Source organism: Peribacillus sp. B2I2 (genome assembly GCF_041261685.1).
In the GTDB taxonomy this organism is placed as follows: Bacteria; Bacillota; Bacilli; order Bacillales; family DSM-1321; genus Peribacillus.
The window spans coordinates 4,933,469-4,953,170 of the sequence record NZ_JBGCCB010000001.1 but is presented as its reverse complement, the minus strand read 5'-3'; the positions used below and the strand labels follow the sequence as shown (position 1 = coordinate 4,953,170).

At 46.7% G+C, this 19,702-nt stretch carries 11 protein-coding genes, 21 tRNA genes and 3 rRNA genes; 31 read left to right on the top strand and 4 right to left on the bottom strand.

The genetic code is table 11. From position 1 onward, the window contains the following. The first annotated feature begins 146 nt into the window (after positions 1 to 146). The 24 genes from ABIE66_RS24695 (at position 147) to ABIE66_RS24580 (ending at position 7,018) form a co-directional block, all read left to right on the top strand. Positions 147 to 1,697 (top strand): 16S ribosomal RNA (locus ABIE66_RS24695). Between the two features lie 175 nt (positions 1,698 to 1,872). Next, positions 1,873 to 4,805: ribosomal RNA gene (locus ABIE66_RS24690) — 23S ribosomal RNA — on the top strand. A 118-nt stretch (positions 4,806 to 4,923) separates the two neighbouring features. Then, positions 4,924 to 5,039, top strand: a 5S ribosomal RNA gene (gene rrf, locus ABIE66_RS24685). The 16S, 23S and 5S rRNA genes sit together here with 21 tRNA genes alongside, the layout of an rRNA operon. Before the next feature lie 11 nt (positions 5,040 to 5,050). Continuing rightward, a tRNA-Val gene (locus ABIE66_RS24680) sits at positions 5,051 to 5,126 on the top strand. Between the two features lie 10 nt (positions 5,127 to 5,136). Continuing rightward, a tRNA-Thr gene (locus ABIE66_RS24675) sits at positions 5,137 to 5,212 on the top strand. A gap of 22 nt (positions 5,213 to 5,234) precedes the next feature. Further along, positions 5,235 to 5,310: transfer RNA gene (locus ABIE66_RS24670), tRNA-Lys, on the top strand. Between the two features lie 8 nt (positions 5,311 to 5,318). After that, a tRNA-Leu gene (locus ABIE66_RS24665) sits at positions 5,319 to 5,400 on the top strand. 8 nt (positions 5,401 to 5,408) lie between these two features. Then, positions 5,409 to 5,483: transfer RNA gene (locus ABIE66_RS24660), tRNA-Gly, on the top strand. A 12-nt stretch (positions 5,484 to 5,495) separates the two neighbouring features. Further along, a tRNA-Leu gene (locus ABIE66_RS24655) sits at positions 5,496 to 5,584 on the top strand. Between the two features lie 9 nt (positions 5,585 to 5,593). Further along, positions 5,594 to 5,670 (top strand) — tRNA-Arg (locus tag ABIE66_RS24650). 10 nt (positions 5,671 to 5,680) lie between these two features. Continuing rightward, positions 5,681 to 5,757, top strand: a tRNA-Pro gene (locus tag ABIE66_RS24645). A gap of 17 nt (positions 5,758 to 5,774) precedes the next feature. After that, a tRNA-Ala gene (locus tag ABIE66_RS24640) sits at positions 5,775 to 5,850 on the top strand. 28 nt (positions 5,851 to 5,878) lie between these two features. Next, positions 5,879 to 5,955 (top strand) — tRNA-Met (locus tag ABIE66_RS24635). Between the two features lie 10 nt (positions 5,956 to 5,965). Further along, positions 5,966 to 6,042, top strand: a tRNA-Ile gene (locus ABIE66_RS24630). A 20-nt stretch (positions 6,043 to 6,062) separates the two neighbouring features. Further along, positions 6,063 to 6,155, top strand: a tRNA-Ser gene (locus ABIE66_RS24625). A gap of 102 nt (positions 6,156 to 6,257) precedes the next feature. After that, positions 6,258 to 6,331 (top strand) — tRNA-Met (locus ABIE66_RS24620). Positions 6,332 to 6,337: 6 nt separating this feature from the next. Continuing rightward, positions 6,338 to 6,413, top strand: a tRNA-Asp gene (locus ABIE66_RS24615). A 23-nt stretch (positions 6,414 to 6,436) separates the two neighbouring features. Continuing rightward, positions 6,437 to 6,512, top strand: a tRNA-Phe gene (locus tag ABIE66_RS24610). A 16-nt stretch (positions 6,513 to 6,528) separates the two neighbouring features. Next, positions 6,529 to 6,604, top strand: a tRNA-His gene (locus ABIE66_RS24605). A gap of 4 nt (positions 6,605 to 6,608) precedes the next feature. Beyond that, positions 6,609 to 6,682: transfer RNA gene (locus tag ABIE66_RS24600), tRNA-Gly, on the top strand. A 5-nt stretch (positions 6,683 to 6,687) separates the two neighbouring features. Continuing rightward, positions 6,688 to 6,764, top strand: a tRNA-Ile gene (locus ABIE66_RS24595). Positions 6,765 to 6,776: 12 nt separating this feature from the next. Further along, a tRNA-Asn gene (locus tag ABIE66_RS24590) sits at positions 6,777 to 6,851 on the top strand. A gap of 1 nt (position 6,852) precedes the next feature. Next, positions 6,853 to 6,943, top strand: a tRNA-Ser gene (locus ABIE66_RS24585). 3 nt (positions 6,944 to 6,946) lie between these two features. Further along, positions 6,947 to 7,018 (top strand) — tRNA-Glu (locus tag ABIE66_RS24580). 41 nt (positions 7,019 to 7,059) lie between these two features. Here ABIE66_RS24580 and ABIE66_RS24575 read toward each other — a convergent pair. Both ABIE66_RS24575 and ABIE66_RS24570 read right to left on the bottom strand, forming a co-directional pair. Then, on the bottom strand, positions 7,060 to 7,809 hold the full coding sequence (locus tag ABIE66_RS24575) for a TraR/DksA C4-type zinc finger protein (RefSeq protein ID WP_370016630.1): 750 nt from the start codon (positions 7,807 to 7,809) through the stop codon (positions 7,060 to 7,062). Between the two features lie 145 nt (positions 7,810 to 7,954). Further along, positions 7,955 to 8,875: a 1,4-dihydroxy-2-naphthoate polyprenyltransferase gene (locus ABIE66_RS24570; protein WP_370016629.1), complete on the bottom strand. Its 921-nt coding sequence runs from the start codon at positions 8,873 to 8,875 to the stop codon at positions 7,955 to 7,957. Positions 8,876 to 9,173: 298 nt separating this feature from the next. On the opposite strand from ABIE66_RS24570, the gene ABIE66_RS24565 reads away from it, so the two are divergent. The 7 genes from ABIE66_RS24565 (at position 9,174) to ABIE66_RS24535 (ending at position 17,344) form a co-directional block, all read left to right on the top strand. Further along, positions 9,174 to 10,583 (top strand): isochorismate synthase, encoded by a 1,410-nt coding sequence (locus ABIE66_RS24565; protein WP_370016628.1) that lies wholly within the window; start codon positions 9,174 to 9,176, stop codon positions 10,581 to 10,583. Then, the gene (gene menD, locus ABIE66_RS24560) at positions 10,576 to 12,327 is read left to right on the top strand and encodes a 2-succinyl-5-enolpyruvyl-6-hydroxy-3-cyclohexene-1-carboxylic-acid synthase (RefSeq protein WP_370016627.1); all 1,752 of its coding nucleotides are present in this window, start codon (positions 10,576 to 10,578) and stop codon (positions 12,325 to 12,327) included. Before ABIE66_RS24565 ends, menD begins: the two co-directional genes overlap by 8 nt. Then, positions 12,324 to 13,145: a 2-succinyl-6-hydroxy-2,4-cyclohexadiene-1-carboxylate synthase gene (gene menH, locus ABIE66_RS24555; RefSeq protein ID WP_370016626.1), complete on the top strand. Its 822-nt coding sequence runs from the start codon at positions 12,324 to 12,326 to the stop codon at positions 13,143 to 13,145. The genes menD and menH overlap by 4 nt, the downstream gene beginning before the upstream one ends. A 1-nt stretch (position 13,146) precedes the next feature. Continuing rightward, a complete protein-coding gene (gene menB / locus ABIE66_RS24550; protein ID WP_289314639.1) occupies positions 13,147 to 13,965 on the top strand; it encodes a 1,4-dihydroxy-2-naphthoyl-CoA synthase in 819 nt (272 codons plus the stop codon). Positions 13,966 to 14,051: 86 nt separating this feature from the next. Continuing rightward, the gene (locus ABIE66_RS24545) at positions 14,052 to 15,533 is read left to right on the top strand and encodes an o-succinylbenzoate--CoA ligase (RefSeq protein ID WP_370016625.1); all 1,482 of its coding nucleotides are present in this window, start codon (positions 14,052 to 14,054) and stop codon (positions 15,531 to 15,533) included. Then, the gene (gene menC / locus ABIE66_RS24540; RefSeq protein ID WP_289327399.1) at positions 15,530 to 16,633 is read left to right on the top strand and encodes an o-succinylbenzoate synthase; all 1,104 of its coding nucleotides are present in this window, start codon (positions 15,530 to 15,532) and stop codon (positions 16,631 to 16,633) included. Before ABIE66_RS24545 ends, menC begins: the two co-directional genes overlap by 4 nt. A gap of 564 nt (positions 16,634 to 17,197) precedes the next feature. Then, positions 17,198 to 17,344, top strand: coding sequence for a hypothetical protein (locus tag ABIE66_RS24535; protein ID WP_289314641.1), 147 nt, complete (start codon positions 17,198 to 17,200; stop codon positions 17,342 to 17,344). Positions 17,345 to 17,398: 54 nt separating this feature from the next. Here ABIE66_RS24535 and ABIE66_RS24530 read toward each other — a convergent pair whose 3' ends face one another. Together ABIE66_RS24530 and ABIE66_RS24525 are read right to left on the bottom strand one after the other, a co-directional pair. Then, positions 17,399 to 18,094: a response regulator gene (locus tag ABIE66_RS24530; RefSeq protein WP_289326729.1), complete on the bottom strand. Its 696-nt coding sequence runs from the start codon at positions 18,092 to 18,094 to the stop codon at positions 17,399 to 17,401. Further along, a complete protein-coding gene (locus ABIE66_RS24525) occupies positions 18,087 to 19,697 on the bottom strand; it encodes an ATP-binding protein (protein WP_370016624.1) in 1,611 nt (536 codons plus the stop codon). The genes ABIE66_RS24530 and ABIE66_RS24525 overlap by 8 nt, the downstream gene beginning before the upstream one ends. Between the last annotated feature and the right edge of the window lie 5 nt (positions 19,698 to 19,702).

The following is a 19,702-nucleotide window of genomic DNA, read 5'->3' as shown; positions in this document are numbered from 1 at the left end:
CGTGACACAATGTGTTACATTATAGAGGTCGCTTCTGAGAGAAACGACAAAAATTGCTCTTTGAAAACTGAACAAAACAAAGCGCCAACGTTAAATTTTAAGTGAGCACACACTATTAAAAAAGCAAAATGAGCAAGTCAAACATTTCTTCGGAGAGTTTGATCCTGGCTCAGGACGAACGCTGGCGGCGTGCCTAATACATGCAAGTCGAGCGAATCGATGGGAGCTTGCTCCCTGAGATTAGCGGCGGACGGGTGAGTAACACGTGGGCAACCTGCCTATAAGACTGGGATAACTTCGGGAAACCGGAGCTAATACCGGATGCGTTCTTTTCTCGCATGAGAGAAGATGGAAAGACGGTTTACGCTGTCACTTATAGATGGGCCCGCGGCGCATTAGCTAGTTGGTGAGGTAATGGCTCACCAAGGCGACGATGCGTAGCCGACCTGAGAGGGTGATCGGCCACACTGGGACTGAGACACGGCCCAGACTCCTACGGGAGGCAGCAGTAGGGAATCTTCCGCAATGGACGAAAGTCTGACGGAGCAACGCCGCGTGAACGAAGAAGGCCTTCGGGTCGTAAAGTTCTGTTGTTAGGGAAGAACAAGTACCAGAGTAACTGCTGGTACCTTGACGGTACCTAACCAGAAAGCCACGGCTAACTACGTGCCAGCAGCCGCGGTAATACGTAGGTGGCAAGCGTTGTCCGGAATTATTGGGCGTAAAGCGCGCGCAGGTGGTTCCTTAAGTCTGATGTGAAAGCCCACGGCTCAACCGTGGAGGGTCATTGGAAACTGGGGAACTTGAGTGCAGAAGAGGAAAGTGGAATTCCAAGTGTAGCGGTGAAATGCGTAGAGATTTGGAGGAACACCAGTGGCGAAGGCGACTTTCTGGTCTGTAACTGACACTGAGGCGCGAAAGCGTGGGGAGCAAACAGGATTAGATACCCTGGTAGTCCACGCCGTAAACGATGAGTGCTAAGTGTTAGAGGGTTTCCGCCCTTTAGTGCTGCAGCTAACGCATTAAGCACTCCGCCTGGGGAGTACGGCCGCAAGGCTGAAACTCAAAGGAATTGACGGGGGCCCGCACAAGCGGTGGAGCATGTGGTTTAATTCGAAGCAACGCGAAGAACCTTACCAGGTCTTGACATCCTCTGACAACCCTAGAGATAGGGCTTTCCCCTTCGGGGGACAGAGTGACAGGTGGTGCATGGTTGTCGTCAGCTCGTGTCGTGAGATGTTGGGTTAAGTCCCGCAACGAGCGCAACCCTTGATCTTAGTTGCCAGCATTCAGTTGGGCACTCTAAGGTGACTGCCGGTGACAAACCGGAGGAAGGTGGGGATGACGTCAAATCATCATGCCCCTTATGACCTGGGCTACACACGTGCTACAATGGATGGTACAAAGGGCTGCAAACCTGCGAAGGTAAGCGAATCCCATAAAGCCATTCTCAGTTCGGATTGTAGGCTGCAACTCGCCTACATGAAGCCGGAATCGCTAGTAATCGCGGATCAGCATGCCGCGGTGAATACGTTCCCGGGCCTTGTACACACCGCCCGTCACACCACGAGAGTTTGTAACACCCGAAGTCGGTGAGGTAACCTTTATGGAGCCAGCCGCCTAAGGTGGGACAGATGATTGGGGTGAAGTCGTAACAAGGTAGCCGTATCGGAAGGTGCGGCTGGATCACCTCCTTTCTAAGGATAATTACGAGAGCGCTTTTGTTTTGTTCAGTTTTGAATGAGTAATTCATTCAAATAGGGAAGAAAAGCATCACGATGTGATGGATTCTTTCTGCTTTGTTCCTTGAAAACTAGATAATAGATAGAAGGCAATTAATTTTTTTCAAAGCATCTGTAAGATCTTTTTAACGGTTAAGTTAGAAAGGGCGCACGGTGGATGCCTTGGCACTAGGAGCCGATGAAGGACGGGACTAACACCGATATGCTTCGGGGAGCTGTAAGTAAGCTTTGATCCGGAGATTTCCGAATGGGGAAACCCACTGTTCGTAATGGAACAGTATCTTTACCTGAATACATAGGGTACTGAAGGCAGACCCGGGGAACTGAAACATCTAAGTACCCGGAGGAAGAGAAAGCAAATGCGATTTCCTGAGTAGCGGCGAGCGAAACGGAATTAGCCCAAACCAAGAGGCTTGCCTCTTGGGGTTGTAGGACACTCAACATGGAGTTACAAAGGAACGGGGTAAATGAAGTGACCTGGAAAGGTCCGTCAAAGAAGGTAAAAACCCTGTAGTTGAAACTTCGTTCCCTCCTGAGTGGATCCTGAGTACGGCGGGACACGAGAAATCCCGTCGGAAGCAGGGAGGACCATCTCCCAAGGCTAAATACTCCCTAGTGACCGATAGTGAACCAGTACCGTGAGGGAAAGGTGAAAAGCACCCCGGAAGGGGAGTGAAATAGATCCTGAAACCGTGTGCCTACAAGTAGTCAAAGCCCGTTAATGGGTAATGGCGTGCCTTTTGTAGAATGAACCGGCGAGTTACGATTTCATGCGAGGTTAAGTTGATAAGACGGAGCCGCAGCGAAAGCGAGTCTGAATAGGGCGAATGAGTATGAGGTCGTAGACCCGAAACCAGGTGATCTACCCATGTCCAGGGTGAAGTTCAGGTAACACTGAATGGAGGCCCGAACCCACGCACGTTGAAAAGTGCGGGGATGAGGTGTGGGTAGCGGAGAAATTCCAATCGAACCTGGAGATAGCTGGTTCTCTCCGAAATAGCTTTAGGGCTAGCCTCAAGATGAGAGTATTGGAGGTAGAGCACTGATTGGACTAGGGGCCCCCAACGGGTTACCGAATTCAGTCAAACTCCGAATGCCAAATACTTATTCTTGGGAGTCAGACTGCGAGTGATAAGATCCGTAGTCGAAAGGGAAACAGCCCAGACCACCAGCTAAGGTCCCAAAGTATACGTTAAGTGGAAAAGGATGTGGAGTTGCTTAGACAACCAGGATGTTGGCTCAGAAGCAGCCACCATTTAAAGAGTGCGTAATAGCTCACTGGTCGAGTGACTCCGCGCCGAAAATGTACCGGGGCTAAACGTATCACCGAAGCTGTGGATTGACACCATTAGGTGTCGATGGTAGGAGAGCGTTCTAAGGGCGTTGAAGTCAGACCGGAAGGACTGGTGGAGCGCTTAGAAGTGAGAATGCCGGTATGAGTAGCGAAAGAAGGGTGAGAATCCCTTCCACCGAATGCCTAAGGTTTCCTGAGGAAGGCTCGTCCGCTCAGGGTTAGTCGGGACCTAAGCCGAGGCCGAAAGGCGTAGGCGATGGACAACAGGTTGATATTCCTGTACCACCTATACATCGTTTGAACGATGGGGGGACGCAGAAGGATAGGGTAAGCGCGCTGTTGGATATGCGCGTCCAAGCAGTTAGGCCGGAAACGAGGCAAATCCCGTTTCCATTAAGGCGGAGCTGTGATGGCGAGGGAAATATAGTACCGAAGTTCCTGATTCCACGCTGCCAAGAAAAGCCTCTAGTGAGATGTAAGGTGCCCGTACCGCAAACCGACACAGGTAGGCGAGGAGAGAATCCTAAGGTGTGCGAGAGAACTCTCGTTAAGGAACTCGGCAAAATGACCCCGTAACTTCGGGAGAAGGGGTGCTTTTTAGGGTGAATAGCCCGGAAAAGCCGCAGTGAATAGGCCCAGGCGACTGTTTAGCAAAAACACAGGTCTCTGCGAAGCCGCAAGGCGAAGTATAGGGGCTGACACCTGCCCGGTGCTGGAAGGTTAAGGGGAGAGGTTAGCGCAAGCGAAGCTTTGAACCGAAGCCCCAGTAAACGGCGGCCGTAACTATAACGGTCCTAAGGTAGCGAAATTCCTTGTCGGGTAAGTTCCGACCCGCACGAAAGGTGTAACGATCTGGGCACTGTCTCAACGAGAGACTCGGTGAAATTATAGTACCTGTGAAGATGCAGGTTACCCGCGACAGGACGGAAAGACCCCGTGGAGCTTTACTGCAGCCTGATATTGAATTTTGGTACAGCTTGTACAGGATAGGTAGGAGCCTGAGAAGCCGGAGCGCTAGCTTCGGTGGAGGCGTTGGTGGGATACTACCCTGGCTGTATTGAAATTCTAACCCGCGCCCCTTATCGGGGTGGGAGACAGTGTCAGGTGGGCAGTTTGACTGGGGCGGTCGCCTCCTAAAGAGTAACGGAGGCGCCCAAAGGTTCCCTCAGAATGGTTGGAAATCATTCGTAGAGTGTAAAGGCACAAGGGAGCTTGACTGCGAGACCTACAAGTCGAGCAGGGACGAAAGTCGGGCTTAGTGATCCGGTGGTTCCGCATGGAAGGGCCATCGCTCAACGGATAAAAGCTACCCCGGGGATAACAGGCTTATCTCCCCCAAGAGTCCACATCGACGGGGAGGTTTGGCACCTCGATGTCGGCTCATCGCATCCTGGGGCTGTAGTCGGTCCCAAGGGTTGGGCTGTTCGCCCATTAAAGCGGTACGCGAGCTGGGTTCAGAACGTCGTGAGACAGTTCGGTCCCTATCCGTCGCGGGCGCAGGAAATTTGAGAGGAGCTGTCCTTAGTACGAGAGGACCGGGATGGACGCACCGCTGGTGTACCAGTTGTCTTGCCAAAGGCATAGCTGGGTAGCTACGTGCGGACGGGATAAGTGCTGAAAGCATCTAAGCATGAAGCCCCCCTCAAGATGAGATTTCCCATGGCGCAAGCTAGTAAGATCCCTGAAAGATGATCAGGTTGATAGGTCAGAGGTGGAAGCGTGGCGACATGTGGAGCTGACTGATACTAATAGATCGAGGACTTAACCAACGCTTTAAAAAAATGAAATACCTTCTTATTATCTAGTTTTGAAGGAATGAAAATTTCTTCTTGCATTTTTTCGAAAAGACGTTATAATAATATATGTCTTGAAAAAATGTTAACATTGTTTGGTGACGATAGCGAAGAGGTCACACCCGTTCCCATTCCGAACACGGCAGTTAAGCTCTTCAGCGCCGATGGTAGTTGGGGGTTTCCCCCTGTGAGAGTAGGACGTCGCCAAGCAGGTTTTATATGGAGGATTAGCTCAGCTGGGAGAGCATCTGCCTTACAAGCAGAGGGTCGGCGGTTCGATCCCGTCATCCTCCACCATTTTACACCTGCCGGTGTAGCTCAACTGGTAGAGCAACTGACTTGTAATCAGTAGGTTGGGGGTTCAAGTCCTCTTGCCGGCACCATTTTTTGAAATAGTACAAGCACGAGCCATTAGCTCAGTTGGTAGAGCATCTGACTTTTAATCAGAGGGTCGAAGGTTCGAATCCTTCATGGCTCACCATTTTATATGCGGGTGTGGCGGAATTGGCAGACGCACCAGACTTAGGATCTGGCGCCGCAAGGCGTGGGGGTTCAAGTCCCTTCACCCGCATCTTTCATGCGGAAGTAGTTCAGTGGTAGAATACAACCTTGCCAAGGTTGGGGTCGCGGGTTCGAATCCCGTCTTCCGCTCCACTTTTCGTATGTGCCGGGGTGGCGGAACTGGCAGACGCACAGGACTTAAAATCCTGCGGTAGGTGACTACCGTACCGGTTCGATTCCGGTCCTCGGCACCATCTTAATATGCGCCCGTAGCTCAATTGGATAGAGCATCTGACTACGAATCAGAAGGTTGTAGGTTCGACTCCCGCCGGGCGCACCATGTTTTATTGCGGGAAGTAGCTCAGCTTGGTAGAGCACTTGGTTTGGGACCAAGGGGTCGCAGGTTCGAATCCTGTCTTCCCGACCACGTGATTTTTAATGAATGGGGCCTTAGCTCAGCTGGGAGAGCGCCTGCCTTGCACGCAGGAGGTCAGCGGTTCGATCCCGCTAGGCTCCACCATTTTTCAATCAGATACTTATATTATATTGGCGGTGTAGCTCAGCTGGCTAGAGCGTACGGTTCATACCCGTGAGGTCGGGGGTTCGATCCCCTCCGCCGCTACCAATAAATATAAGGACCTTTAGCTCAGCTGGTTAGAGCAGACGGCTCATAACCGTCCGGTCGTAGGTTCGAGTCCTACAAGGTCCACCATATGCATTTTTTAAAGCCGTGGAGGTATACCCAAGTTCGGCTGAAGGGATCGGTCTTGAAAACCGACAGGGGAGTCAAATCCCGCGGGGGTTCGAATCCCTCTACCTCCTCCATTTTTTTAAAAAGCAGCAAGTTGTTTTGAAACAACCTTACATAGAGGAAGCGAAAAAACAATATACACGAAAACTTGATGCAAATCGTTTCATTATTACCGTCGCGGGGTGGAGCAGTCCGGTAGCTCGTCGGGCTCATAACCCGAAGGTCGCAGGTTCAAATCCTGTCCCCGCAATTATTAGGTCCCGTGGTGTAGCGGTTAACATGCCTGCCTGTCACGCAGGAGATCGCGGGTTCGATTCCCGTCGGGACCGCCATTTTTTAAATTTAATACAAATGTGGCTCAGTAGCTCAGTCGGTAGAGCAAAGGACTGAAAATCCTTGTGTCGGCGGTTCGATTCCGTCCTGAGCCACCATATCTTTCATATTACGGCGGTTGTGGCGAAGTGGTTAACGCACCTGATTGTGGTTCAGGCATTCGTGGGTTCGATTCCCATCAGTCGCCCCATTTCGCGGGTGTAGTTTAGTGGTAAAACCTCAGCCTTCCAAGCTGATGATGAGGGTTCGATTCCCTTCACCCGCTCCAAATATGGGCCTATAGCTCAGCTGGTTAGAGCGCACGCCTGATAAGCGTGAGGTCGATGGTTCGAGTCCATTTAGGCCCACCATATTTATATTGTTCCGCAGTAGCTCAGTGGTAGAGCATTCGGCTGTTAACCGAACGGTCGTAGGTTCGAGTCCTACCTGCGGAGCCATGGGGAAGTACTCAAGAGGCTGAAGAGGCGCCCCTGCTAAGGGTGTAGGTCGCGCGAGCGGCGCGAGGGTTCAAATCCCTCCTTCTCCGCCATTTGGCCCGTTGGTCAAGCGGTTAAGACACCGCCCTTTCACGGCGGTAACACGGGTTCGAATCCCGTACGGGTCATAACAAAAAAGGAAGCATACATCCATGTATGCTTCTTTTTTTCATTTCTTTTCATTGATATAAGTATCTTTTTGTTTATAAGGAATGTCTCCAAGCTGGGAATCGATATTTTCTTCATCTAATGTATCTTCATATTCCTTTTGCTTTTTGTTCGGTATATCCACCCTATTTTTTCCTTCGATATCATTTGCTGCAAATCCTTCATAGTCTTCTGGAAATCCATCCGTTTCATCTTCGGTTTTATAAAGATCATTATAATTGTCATGATCGCCGGTGTAATCAGATGGCGTTTCGGATGTACCGAATTTGGCGACTTCACCAAAGCTATCCTCTTTATCCACTATTTCATTTCCATGACGATTTTCAAAATGATCACCCTTGGATGGAATCAATATATCCTCTTCCACTGGTCGGTCTTGTGCAGTAGGCCGTTCTGGGGCATGCTCGACACAGTAAAGAGTGCTTGGGATCGCTTCAAGCCTATCGATGGGTATTTCTATATTGCAGGTTTTACAATGGCCATACGTACCCTCTTCTATGGCATACAATGCTTCTTCTATTTTCTCCATTTCAGATTGTGCATGCTCATCCAGTGCTTGGTTCCGTTCCATCTCGAATAATTCTGTTCCTAGGTCAGCAGGATGATTATCATAGGATGATAATTCCCCTACGGATTCAGTCTGGCTTTTATCCAGAACGGATTGTTCATCATTTTGAATCCTGTTTCCAAGCTCATCTTTTTCTTGAAGCAGTTCTTTTTTGAATTTTTGCATTTGCTGTTTGGTTGCCATATCCGTTTCACTCCTTCTAAAGTCCATATCTCATTTTATTTTGGTAAGATGGTTGTATTATCTATTACCCGAATCGTAGTATAGGAAAACAAAATGGAACGGAAGATAGAAAAAAGACTGAGCGGATGAGCTCAGTCCTTGGAAATCATATTAGATAGCTGATGAATAATCCAATGGCCATGAGTAAGCCAAAGAAGGTGTTCGTCTGGGCCGTGGCTTTCATTGCTGGCACCATGGTGATCGGCTGCGTTTTACCTACGAAGCCTTTGATTGCGGCCATGGCTTTCGGGATGCTTAGGAAGGCAAGGAGAATCCACGCTGTTACGTTTCCGGTAAGGACTAACCCAACCAGCCATAGATAAGAGAAGGCAAACATGATTGCCATGAATTTCAGTGCGTTTTTCCTGCCCATCACTACAGGCATGGTTTTGCGGCCATGTGCCTTATCCCCATCATGGTCACGGAGGTTATTGGATAAGTTGATCAACCCGACCAATATTCCACTTGGAATGGCAATTAAGATGGCTGTTGAGGAAACATGACCGGTTTGAATGAAAAAGGCGATCAGGATTATCAAAAAGCCCATGAACAATCCAGAAAAAAGTTCCCCGAATGGTGTATATGAAATGGGTAGGGGACCGCCTGTATAAAGATAGCCGACAAGCATGCAAACCAGGCCTACTGCAGCAAGCCACCAAGATGATGCGGCACAGATATAGATTCCGATTATGAGTGCGATGGCATACATGCCAAGGGCCAAGGTCATGATGAGTTTGGGGGTCATCCCATGACGGACGATTCCGCCACCGATGCCTACGGACTCCTCAGTATCCAAGCCTCGCTTGAAATCATAGTATTCATTGAATAAATTGGTTGCAGCTTGAATCAGGATACTTGCAATCATCATGGCAGCGAATAGTAACCAATTCACGCCATCATCCAAAAGTGCAATCACAGTTCCAAGTAAGACCGGGACAAAAGCTGCGGTTAGTGTATGTGGACGAATTAACTCCCACCAAATCTTCCAGGTCCGTTTAAGGGGAAGTCCGTCGTATTCTGTTTGCATTATTTCTCTCCTCAAAATCATTATTGGTTCTCTCGAAATTATAACAAATATTGAAATGTTGCACAAAAGGTTATCCTAATAAGGATAGGAAAATTAGGTAAGGGTGTCAATTGATTTCGTGGAAGATTCTCTTCCAAAATAAAGGATATTTCTCTTCATTCGCTAAGATTCATATAATAAGGAAAAAAGCAGGCATGAATCGTTCGGTAAAGGGGCGTTTTATTGACATGAGGTTGAATGGAGGTGTATCTTTAAATAGGTTAAAAAGCTTTTAAAATGTACATTTGGGGGGATTTTTTTGGCTATCTCAGAAGAAACTGGGCAGTTTCAGGGACTGGCTTCAGCTATACAAAAGGCGAAGGACTTGAATGATCAAGTTCTATTCAGTCATATTAAGAAAGTTAATTGCACGAACCCCCTTTCATTTTATCAAGCTGGAAGAGAACGGTACGCGGGTGAACGCTTTTTCTGGGAGGACCCTGCAAAGGAAATAACCATCACCGGCTTAGGCAATGTTAAGAAACTCAAAGCGGCATCGAATGCCGAACGTTATAGAGAAGTCGAAAAGAGCTGGATCAAACTGCAGAATACTGCTGTCAAAACAGGATTGACTGATGTAGAAGCGACCGGTCCTTTACTGTTTGGGGGCTTTTCTTTTGATTATGAAACTAACAGTACGCTCCTTTGGAATCAATTCGGGGACAACCTGTTTTATATACCTGCCTTCATGCTATCAATAGTGGGGAAACAAGCTTACTTAACGACAAACTTACTTTGTTCGCCTGATGATTCAGAAAAACTCTTCATAGATATGATAAATGAACGGGAAGCTTTTCTTTTCGAAAGCTTGGATGACACTGGATTGGGTCACAATTCCCTGGTTAAGCAGAGGGAAGTCAAACCTGACGAATGGAAACGGACGGTCGCTGAGGCTGTTCAGGAAATCAAGACGACAGATCTCGACAAAATCGTTTTGGCGAGGGAGCTTCGACTGGTTTTTGAGCGTTCCATCGATTCAGGGAAAGTGCTTGAACAATTGATTGCTGAGCAGCCATTAAGCTATATTTTCAGTTTGGAAGCAGGTGGTGACTGTTTTGTCGGTGCCACTCCTGAACGTTTAATTAAGAAACAGGGAAATGAAGTATTTTCTACCTGTCTTGCTGGATCGATGGGGCGAGGGAAAGATGAGCAAGAAGATGTTTGTCTTGGTGATGAATTGCTACAGGACCAAAAGAATTTACAAGAGCACCAATATGTCGTGTCGATGATATCAAATGCCTTTGATTCTGTATGCGAAAAGGTAATTGTTCCAGCCGAACCGAAACTTATGAAAAACCGTCATATCCAGCATTTGTATACACCGGTCCGCGGAATATCCAAGGAAGGTGTCACGATTTTTGAATTCGTCGAGAAACTACATCCTACACCGGCTATGGGCGGACTTCCAAAAGAAAAGGCCGTTGTGCGAATCCGGGAAATGGAAGGCCTTGAACGCGGCTTTTATGCAGGTCCTTTAGGCTGGGTGGATACGTATGGAAATGGGGAATTCGCTGTAGGGATACGTTCTGCGCTTATACAGAACAATGAGGCATCGCTTTTTGCTGGATGCGGCGTAGTGGAGGATTCGACTCCCGAAAGTGAATTCCGGGAAACGGGGATTAAATTCAATCCGATGTTAAGTGCTTTAGGAGGAAATCTTAATGAATGACCGAGATGCATTGACAGCATATGCTGCTTCATTTGTCGATGAGCTGGCACAAAATGAGATGAAGCATGTGGTGGTGAGCCCGGGTTCACGATCCACACCCCTAGCTTTGTTGCTAGTGGAACACCCTGATATCGAAGTTCATATTAATGTGGATGAGCGTTCGGCTGCTTTTTTTGCCCTTGGTTTGGCTAAGGCCTTAAAGGAACCTGTCGGACTTCTTTGTACGTCCGGTACAGCCGCTGCAAACTTTTACCCAGCCGTCATTGAGGCATTCTATTCAAGGGTGCCGCTTATTGTACTTACCGCTGATCGTCCGCATGAATTGCGTGATGTCGGCGCCCCACAGGCAATCGATCAGATTCATCTTTATGGTAGACAAGTAAAATGGTTTGTCGAAATGGCACTTCCTGAAAGCACGGATGAGATGATGCGGTATGCAAGAACGGTTGGTGCAAGGGCAGTGGCTACAGCGGCAAGTGAACCTGCAGGGCCTGTACATTTGAATTTCCCGCTTCGTGAACCATTGATTCCGGATCTGGAGCAAGCAAAGGAGTATCGGCAAAATAAAATGACGCCTGCAGTGTTGATTGACAGTGGAGAGCGGTCACTGTCCGCATCACAAATAGAAGCTATTGCAACTACTTTGTCACAAGCTAAGCAAGGGTTGATTGTATGTGGCGAATTACCGCATCCAGAGATGAAGGAAGCCATCGTCGCATTAGCGGATAAACTTGCTTTTCCGGTACTGGCTGACCCTCTTTCCCAGTTAAGGAGCGGGAGTCACGGCAAAGACGTCATAATTGATGCGTACGATACGTTTCTGCGCGATGAAGCGGTAAAGGCGGCTTTCAAGCCGGAAGTGATATTGCGTTTCGGGACAATGCCTGTTTCTAAACCTTTATTGTTATTCATGAAAAAACAAAAACAGGCAACCACTTTGGTCGTCGATGGCGGTGCAGGTTGGCGTGAGCCAGCAGGATTGGCAACTAACATGATTTACAGCGAAGAGAAGGATTTCTGCAAGCGTGTTGCTGAAAATATTACTGATGCCAATGATGATGAATGGCTTGGTTTATGGCAAACCGTCAACGGAGCGACGAAGAATGCCTTAGCCTCCATCAAGGATGAAGGGGAGTTAAGTGAAGGCAAGCTGTTCTCCCTGCTTGCTGATATGATGCCATCGGGATCCACCTTGTTTGTCGGGAATAGTATGCCCATACGTGATTTGGATACATTCTTTTTGAATAATGGAAAGGGAATCAAAACCTTTGCAAACCGAGGGGCGAATGGCATCGATGGTGTCGTTTCCACTGCGCTTGGCGTAAGTACGGTATCGAAAAATACTGTACTGGCAATCGGGGATTTAAGTTTTTTCCATGATATGAATGGCTTGCTTGCGGCTAAACTTCAAAAACAAAACATCACGATATTGTTGATCAATAATGATGGGGGCGGCATTTTCTCTTTCTTGCCACAGGCGAATGAGAGAGAACATTTCGAAACGCTATTCGGGACGCCTCACGGTCTCGATTTTTCCCATGCTGCCCAGCTTTACGGCGGTAAATACAGCAAGGTGCAAAATTGGGATGAGTTAAAGAATGTATTTACAGAGTCATTTGAAATACAAGGTCTGAAAATCATTGAAGTACCGACAGAAAGAGAGTCCAATTTACAAAAGCATCGAAATTTGTGGAGTTTTGTTTCCCAGGAAATAAAAATGGTGTTAGACAGGGAAATATCATGAATTATGTCATCAAGGATGTCAATTATGCTGTTGAAATAACGGGAAATGGAGATCCTCTTGTTCTTTTGCACGGATTTACGGGAAATCGGGATACATGGAAATTCCTCATTCCGCTTTTGCGTGAGCAGTATACCATGATCATGGTCGACATCATAGGCCATGGCATGTCTGCATCACCAGCTGATCATCGAAGGTATGAGATGGAGCGAGTGGCTGAAGATATTAAGGATATTTTGGATGCGTTACATTTCCCGAAAGCCCATATCCTTGGGTACTCGATGGGCGGAAGGCTTGGATTGGGATTTGCCTGTTTATATCCTGGATATGTTGATACATTGATATTGGAAAGCGCTTCACCAGGCCTTTTAACAGAAGAGGATCGGGAAATCCGAAGGCGAAATGATAGAAAGCTTGCCGAAAGGATTCTTGAAAATGGCATGGAAGCTTTTGTGGATCAATGGGAAAACATCCCGCTGTTTGAAAGTCAAAAACGGCTGCCGGCCAAAACCAGGTTGGCCATCCGGGAACAGCGGATGGCAAATGTCCCTGCCGGCCTTTACAATAGCCTTCTAGGTATGGGGACCGGCAGTCAAGCTTCTTACTGGGGAGAACTGAAAACCCTTGATTTTCCTGTGCTCCTTGTAACCGGTGAACTCGATCCTAAGTTTTGTGAAATTGCTGCCTCGATGAAAAAAAAGCTGAAGCGGGCTGAATGGAAAATAATAAATGGTGCGGGACATGCGATTCATGTGGAAGATGGAGAAAAGTTTGGTAAAATAATAAGTGAGTTTTTAAAGAGAAATCGAAGGAGGAATTAAGATGACGATACAATGGGAAACAATACGTGAGTATGATGAAATTTTATATGAAAAATATAACGGGATTGCAAAAGTGTCCATCAACCGACCGCATGTACATAATGCATTCACACCAAAAACGACTGCGGAAATGATTGATGCATTCGCAAGGGCGCGTGATGATTCCAGCATCGGTGTCATTATTTTAACGGGTGTAGGTGGCAAAGCATTCTGTTCAGGCGGAGACCAAAGTGTACGTGGGAATGGCGGATATGTAGGTGAAGATAACATTCCACGTCTAAACGTTCTTGATTTACAACGCTTGATTCGCGTCATTCCAAAACCAGTCGTAGCCATGGTCGCAGGTTATGCAATTGGTGGAGGTAATGTCTTGAATGTGGTTTGTGACTTAACGATTGCTGCTGACAATGCAGTCTTCGGACAAACTGGACCGAATGTTGGAAGCTTTGATGCTGGTTATGGTTCTGGCTACCTGGCACGTATCGTCGGTCATAAAAAGGCACGTGAAATCTGGTACCTATGCCGTCAATACAATGCCCAGGAAGCATTGGATATGGGATTGGTCAACACGGTCGTACCTTTAGACCAATTAGAAGCGGAAACGGTTAAATGGTGTGAAGAAATGCTTGAGAAGAGCCCAACGGCACTTCGTTTCTTGAAAGCGGCAATGAACGCTGATACTGATGGCCTTGCAGGTCTTCAACAATTGGCTGGTGACGCTACACTTTTATACTATACAACAGAAGAAGCAAAAGAAGGCCGCGATGCATTCAAAGAAAAACGCAATCCGGACTTTGGACAATTCCCTCGTTTCCCTTAATGAAACGCGTGAATCGATGAGACTGACAGCTTGGCGGATATTCGCTGGGCTGTTTTCTATATCCAAATGGAGGAGGCTAAGTAAACATGGCAGAAGAAAAGTTGCCGAACTGGCTGAAAAATCGGGCGCATCTTTCACCAGATCGTCCGGCAATTGAGTTTGAAGGTCATACCTATAGCTTTCTTGAACTGCATACATTATCGGAGAAGATGGCTGGCAAGCTTTCTAACATTGGTCTGAGGGCTGGCGATTCATGCGCGGTTTTACTCCGTAATCATATTGATGGTGTTGTCGCTATCCACGCACTATTTTATCTTGGTGTGAAAATTGTGATGCTGAATAATAAGTTAACGGCAAAAGAGTTGTCCTGGCAGCTTGAAGATAGTGAGACCGTTTATCTGGTTTCGGAAGGTACCTTCACCGACAAACTCTCGGATATTGGCGGTATTCTCCCGGATTTAAACCTTCACTTAATGGAACAATTGCCGGATGAAGGCAAGGCAGAGATACTTCAAGAGTTTTATCTTGAGGATACCGCTACGATCATGTATACATCAGGTACGACAGGAAATCCAAAAGGTGTGATCCAAACCTTCGGCAATCATTGGTGGAGTGCCGTCGGGTCGGTTCTGAACCTTGGATTGCATGAGGAGGATTCTTGGTATTGCGCGGTTCCGATCTTTCATATTAGCGGCTTATCCATCCTGATGAAAAATGTGATTTATGGCATGAAGGTCGTTTTGGTGGAACGGTTCGATGAACGGGAAGCAAACCGGAGCATTCAGGAAAATGGCGTGACGATCATTTCGGTCGTGACGGCGATGCTGAATAGGATGGTGCAGGATTTGAAGGGAACTAGCTATCCGGAAACCTTTCGCTGTTTCCTGTTGGGCGGCGGCCCTGCACCCGTTCATTTACTTGAATCATGTAAGGAGAAAGGGATTCCCGTCTATCAGTCTTATGGGATGACCGAAACGTCTTCACAGATTGTGACACTGGCACCGGAGTATAGCATGACAAAAATCGGATCAGCGGGAAAACCTTTATTCCCTTCGCAATTACGTATAGAGAAAGACGGCAATATGTGTGAACCGGGGGAAGCGGGTGAAATCGTGGTTTCAGGTCCGAATGTGACAAAAGCCTATTTCAATCGGATGGATGCTACACAGCAGGCCATTACCGATGGCTGGCTTTATACTGGGGACCTTGGTTATCTCGATGAGGAAGGCTTTTTGTATGTGCTTGACCGACGCTCGGATTTAATCATATCCGGCGGTGAAAATGTCTATCCGGCCGAGATTGAAAATGTCCTTAGTAAGCATCCAGATGTATTCGAAGCGGGAGTGACGGGGACCGACGATGAAAAATGGGGACAGGTTCCACTCGCTTTTGTCGTCTTAAACCAAGGTGCAGAGCTTAGTGAGAGCGAACTGCTGGAGTATTGCAGGGAATCCTTGGCGGCCTATAAAATTCCCCGGAACGTGATTTTTTGCCAGGAGCTTCCGCGTAATGGGGCGAGCAAGCTTCTGAGAAGGGAACTGAAGAAGGGAATGGGGGAATGGCAATGATGTTATCCTCCATTTCACTAAAGCTCATTAAGGCCCCATTAAAGCGGCCATTTAAGACGCATCTCGAAACGGTAAGCGACCGGGAAGTGATAATTGTCGAAGCCATGGATGAAGATGGATTGATTGGATACGGGGAAGCGGTGCCATTTGCAAGTCCTTGGTATACCGAGGAAACGATCAAAACATGCTTTCATATGTTGGATGACTTCTTAATACCGCTGACATTGGCAAGTCAGATCAAGCATCCTGATGAGCTGCCGAACTTATGGAGCGGAATCAGACGGAATGCGATGGCCAAGTCAGCTTTAGAGCAGGCAATCCTTGATCTATATGCGAAGCAGAAAGAAGTCTATCTCGGACGGCTGTTTGGCGGCGAACGAAGTGAAGTGCCCGCTGGTGTTGTCGTTGCTTCCAATGATATTGAAGACGCGTTGCGCCAGATTGAGGATTTTTCCGGATCTGGTTATCAGCGATATAAGATAAAAATCAATCCTCAAAATGATCTGGAGTTAATTTCGGAAATCCGTCGGGCCTATCACGATATCCCGCTAATGGCAGATGCCAATTCAGCGTACACTCTTGATGACATCCCACACCTTCAGAAGCTTGATGTGTTTAATCTGATGATGATTGAGCAGCCGCTGGGACATGACGACATTGTTGAACATGCCATTTTACAGAAACAGCTGCAGACACCCATTTGCCTTGATGAAAGCATAAATTCCTTTCATGATGCCAAAAGTGCTCTGTCGCTCGTAAGCTGTGGGGTGATCAACATTAAGATGGCAAAAGTCGGCGGCTGGACGGAAGCTGTCAAAATACATGATCTATGCCTGGAAAATGAAGTGCCCGTTTGGTGCGGGGGCATGATTGAATTTGGCATTTCACGTGCACATAATATCGCACTTGCCACATTAAAAGGGTTCACGATTCCCGGGGATATATCATCCTCATCCCGCTATTGGGAAGGGGACATAATCGATCCGGAAGTCATTGTCAAAAATGGCATGATCCAAGTCCCCGATAAAGCTGGGATCGGTTTTGCCATTAATGAAAAGCGGCTAAAGGATTTGACTACATATAGTAAACTGTACAGGTGAAAACATCAAAGGAGGTGAATGCCCCACCTCTTTTGAACCAATATTGCAAATCCAACTACATTTTATAATAATCCTCTATCTCGCTATAAAGCTAATGTGCTTCATGCTTCATCCATTCGATATCAAGGTATATGGAACTCACCCATTTAGTACTTCTTGGACAAAAACCCCACCCTTTTGGAAAATGATTTTAATAGGATACTAACAAATATCAGTTTGTCGATAAAAGGAGCTCTCACCCCGAATCATGGTGTTAAAAGTTAACTCGGATACTCCTGCCGAATAACTGGCTAGCCAAGACCCCGCCAGATGCTTGGCAGAGCGGAAAGGGAACGGATTTCTGAAAAAGACTGGAACTCTTTTTTATTTGTCAGCAGACTACAAATATATTTTATCTCCAGTATTCCCTATTAAAAATGGCGTTTTAAAGAAGAAAAATCATTTAAATGGCCCGATCAGTCATATTTTTTTTCGTAAAATGGGGCTTTGTCTATTTTTTCTTTACTGGATTATTTTGTATAATGAAATAAAAAGTATGCAAACAAGGGAAAGGGAGGGGAAAGCATGAAAAGACCGTACCTTATTGCGGAAATTCTACTAAGAAGAGGCATGCCGGACTATGTCATAAAAGAAGTGACGGCATTGGCGGAGTGTGAACTGTTTCTTTTGAAGAGAAAGTGGGGCCTATATGATCGAAAGACGGGTGCGTAAAATGAATAAAAGGTAAAAGGGAACCGTTTCGGTTCTAGCCGGTCCCCATGCGTTTTAAGGTTTTTGAAGCCGGTACCTATTGACTGGACGGCCAATGCTGCCGTACTGAACGTCAAGCTGAAGGACTTCTTCGCCATGCAAGTATTCAAGATAGCGCCTTGCAGTAACTCTGGCGATTCCAATCCCATCAGCCACTTCTTCCGCAGATAAAGATCCAGGCTGGGTCTTTATGAATTTCGTCACTTGCTCAAGAGTCGCGCCATTCAATCCTTTCGGAACATCATATTTCGGACTCGATTCAGAAGGTGTTTTGTTTTGAAAGAGAATTCGGTCAAGCTGATTTTGAGAGATTTGATGGTCAGGTTCAACCTCCATCCGAAAAGCAAAATATTGTTCAAGCGTATGTTTTAGCCTTTCGAATTTGAATGGCTTGATTAAATAGTCAAAAGCCCCGTTCTGTACCATTTTTCGGATCGTTTTCTGATCATTTGCCGCTGAAATGATGATGACATCCACATCAATTTGCTCTTTTCTTATTTGATAAAGTGTATCTACCCCGTTTAAAGATGGCATGAAGATGTCCAAAATCACAAGGTCGGGTTTAGACTCCCTGATTTTTTTTAGACCATCAAGCCCATTGGAAGCTGTATCAACTACTTTAAAGGCAGACAGGCGCTCGATGAACTGTTTGTTGACCTCTTGGACCATTGGGTCGTCTTCAATTAAAAGTACACGAATTTCATTAGTCATTTTGGTTCTCCTCTATATCGTGCATGGGAAAAGAAAGAAAAAAGCTTGTTCCTTCATTAGGGCGTGTCGTGAATTTCATTTCGCCGTTCGCTTTTTTTACAATTTGGTCTATTAGGTAAAGACCAATTCCTGATCCTTCCGCACCTTTTGTTGTAAAACCATATTCGAATATATCTTTATGAATGTCCTCGGGAATACCGGGTCCATTATCCTCAAGCACGATTTGACAATTACGTTCATCCTGGTAGATGGATAGATAAACCTGTTTCGTTTCCTCTGAAAAATGCTTTAGTGCAGCGAATGAATTTTCAATCAGGTTTCCGATTATTAAAACAAAATCGTGATGATCCATATCAGCTGGGAAGTGGTCCAATTTCGTGTGCTTGTCCATGATTAGTTCGATTCCGAGTTCCCGTCCCAAGGAAATCTTGCTTAATATAAGCCCCACTAAATTATCATCGTGAATGTGCTTCGTTAAGAACCTGGTCAATTCCTCTTGCTCTTCCGTGATTTGAAAAATGTAATGCAGTGCTTCGTCCAGATTACCTAGCTGGATCAATCCAGCTATCGTATGAAGTTTGTTCATATGTTCATGGTTTTGGACGCGCAGGGCTTCAACGAAAGCTTTGACACTAGTCAACTCTTCAGCTAGCTTCGTCACATCGGTGCGATCCTGGAAAATGGCCACGGCACCGATCGTTTTATCCGCAATCTTTATCGGTACCCGGTTGCTTACAATATTCCTGTTTTGAACGGAGATTTCCTGATTGAAGATGGGAGATGACCGGTCGAGCACTTCCGGGAGACGGGTATCATGTATAATATCATTGATATTCTTGCCTATGACCGCACCGTCAATATTGAATATTTGCTTAGCCTTTTCATTGAAAATCGTGATTGTCTGATTATTATCTATGGCGATGACCCCTTCATGCATGGCATTGAAAGCGGCTGTCCTTTCAACCAACATCCGTGAAATTTCATGTGGTTCAAGTTGAAAGGTCTCTTTTTTTATCCGTCTGGCCATGAGCCATGAGCCGCATACACCGAATAGGAGTGTAAGGACCAGGATAATCGCGATTTCGCCTTTCAGATCCTTGATTAATTCCGGTATCGTAGGCAGGATATTCCCAACCAGAACGACGCCGATTTGCTCTCTATCTCTATCAAGGATCGGGACAAAGGCGCGGACGGAAATGCCAAGTTCGCCAGCGGCCTTTGAAAGGTATTCGTGTTCAGCGAACGCAGCGCTTTCGTCGCTGCTGCCAGAGGGGGTTCCCAATTGGCTGAACACAGGGTGGGAATAACGTATATGCTGATTGTTGAGTACAACTATATAATCCGCTTGATGGATTTTCCTTAAATTTTCAATAATCGGATTGAGCTGCGTCCATCCTTCGGGCTCACGGACCAATTTTTGTACTTCAGGGAGTTCGGCAATGGTATGGGCGGTGATCATCGATCGTTTGCCAATTTCATCTTCCCTGACTGAAACGATATTTCCAAATATAAAAATCCCGCCTATAAGTATCGAAAAAGCGACGATTACGAATGATAGCAGGGTGATCTTAACTTGAATGGGCATATGAAAGGATTTATCCATTGTTT